This window comes from Metabacillus litoralis, from assembly GCF_007994985.1.
Taxonomy (GTDB): domain Bacteria; phylum Bacillota; class Bacilli; order Bacillales; family Bacillaceae; genus Metabacillus; species Metabacillus litoralis.
The window spans coordinates 1-1,085 of sequence record NZ_VOQF01000050.1 but is presented as its reverse complement, the minus strand read 5'-3'; the positions used below and the strand labels follow the sequence as shown (position 1 = coordinate 1,085).

Genomic DNA, 1,085 nt, shown 5'->3' with positions numbered 1-1,085 from the left:
TTCGAATTCTTTTATGTAGAGGAACTCAGATTTCATAATTCCAAAGAAGTTCTCCATAACAGAGTTGTCGTAACAGTTTCCTTTACGGGACATACTTTGAACAATCCCTCTTGATTCAAGTGCCTGACGATATTTCTTCATTTGATAATGGCAGCCTTGATCGGAATGCATAAGTAGCTGGTGGATATCAGGTAAACGTTTGAAAGCCTTCTTTAACATATCTGAAACAAGAGAATAGGTTGGTCTAGAACCAATTGTGTATGAGATTATCTCCCCATTAAATAAATCTAAGACAGGCGATAAATAAAGTTTCTCACCAGATATTTTAAATTCTGTAATGTCAGTTACCCACTTTTCATTTGGGGTATTTGCCGTAAAGTGGCGATTTAAAATATTCGGCGCAATTTTACCGACCGAACCTTTATAAGATTTATATTTTTTCATTCGTACGATACACTTTAACCCTAGTTCTTTCATAATCCGTTGAACCTTCTTGTGATTCACTTTTTGACCACGGTTTGCAAGTTCATCACGAATACGGCGATAGCCATAACGTCCTTCATGCTCTTCATAAATTGTCTTTATTTCCACTTTTAGATCGGAATCTGGATCTGGACGATTCATACGTTCCACTAAGTCATAGTAAGTGCTACGTGGAATGCCAGCGAGTTTTACTAGTGCTTTCACCGGATATTTATGCCTTAATTCATAGACTACTTGCGTTTTGTCTTGTTTGGTGATTTTTTCTTGTTTTGAACTAAGGCATTCAACTTTTTTAAATACTCGTTTTCCATTTCAAGTTGTTTAATACGTGCTTCTAGTGCCTCGACTGACCCTTCTAGTGGTTTAGATTTTGTTTGTTTTTTCGCATCTTTTTTCATGGATGGACGCCCCTTTTTCTTTGATTGAAGGGCATCTAATCCTTGTGTTTCAAATTGCTTTTTCCAAACAAGAATTGTGGATGGAGCAGCTATATTAAAGATGGCCGCTGTTTCCATTATGGACGTACCGTGTTCAATCATATAATTTAGTACGTCTAGTTTAAACTGTTGGGTGTAATTTGTATATAATTTTACGAATGCTTC

The 1,085-nt window shown here is 36.3% G+C and carries 1 pseudogene; it reads right to left on the bottom strand.

The features are described from left to right. Positions 1–1,085, bottom strand: a pseudogene (locus FS935_RS23085) (IS3 family transposase); the annotation flags it as partial.